The 968-nt window shown below is 64.5% G+C and carries 1 protein-coding gene; it reads right to left on the bottom strand.

Translation table 11 applies throughout. From position 1 onward, the window contains the following. Positions 1–20: 20 nt before the first annotated feature. Positions 21–254 carry a hypothetical protein gene (locus ACOADB_RS03405; protein ID WP_378596527.1) on the bottom strand — a complete coding sequence of 78 codons (234 nt, stop codon included), beginning with the start codon at positions 252–254 and terminating at the stop codon, positions 21–23. Positions 255–968: the final 714 nt, after the last annotated feature.

Below are 968 nucleotides of genomic sequence, written 5' to 3'. Positions count from 1 at the left end.
ACACCTAGTCGTCATGGTGGTCAGAAACTGGTGAAGGTGTTACCCATCGAGTAGGTGCTGAGAACGACCTCGCCGTACGGCGCTTTTCGGACGTCGTCCCGTCCATGCGAGCGCGGGCCTCCTGCGTTGTGCACTCTCAGCACCCGGAATCCGCCGTCCGAGAGGTGGCGGATCCTGATCTCGTCGCGCTCGGTCTCGCGCTCAAATGTGTGCGTCTCGCCGTTAGCAGTGGTGACCGTGATCAGGTGTGCCATGAGTGCAGTGTGATGCCGCCGTCGGCGGGTGCCCATTGGGTTGTGGGGATTGGGCGATTCCGTCCTGACATAGGGCACGTTTTTACCTACGTAGTGCTGCTGTTTTATCGGCCGGAACTGTGCCAACTACATCGCCGCCGACGTCCAGCGCCGCATCGACCGCGAGACCCGCAACGTCGATCGTTGACGGACTCTGACGAGCCCGAGAAACCGCTCTACGTATGGCCACTCGAAGGCTCGAACCGAGCGGCACGCATGCTACGAGGGTCGTAGATATACGCCGCCCGCAACGGGCGTCCTCTCTGGCACACCCAGCGCCTTCGTTCGCGAGTCACGAGGGCGCGACCCCGCGCGCCTTCAGCGGAGCCGTCGCGGATCTCGGTCTTGTCGCTACACAGTCGTTTTCCGGCCGGGCTGATCCCGACGCTGGGCCCAAGGTTCCGCCCCAGCCAGCACGCACATTGGAGCCGTCAGGCCCCCGGTGCGCATTCAGCCAGCCACTGATTCCAAGCCGGCAGAAGCTGGACCATGCGCCTTTGCCGCTTTCACCGATGCCTAGCGTCCCCCCGACATCCCGCAACGAACGAAGTGCCACACACCTCCTGCATCGCCGGCCGAGCTGCATTGCGAAACGTCAGAACGTCCCCAGGCTCCTCCGGCTGGGGGCACGCCGGGGGGCCGCGAGGCGGTCCTTCTCGGTGAAATCCCGCCCGT

The sequence above is a fragment of the Nocardioides sp. CPCC 206348 genome (genome assembly GCF_048654705.1).
Classification (GTDB): Bacteria; Actinomycetota; Actinomycetes; order Propionibacteriales; family Nocardioidaceae; genus Nocardioides.
This window is presented reverse-complemented; position numbering and strand designations above follow the sequence as displayed.

What these genes read in the sequence shown, in the direction of transcription:
- ACOADB_RS03405 (WP_378596527.1), bottom strand. Translation starts at nt 254, where the DNA reads ATGGCACACCTGATCACGGTCACCACTGCTAACGGCGAGACGCACACA.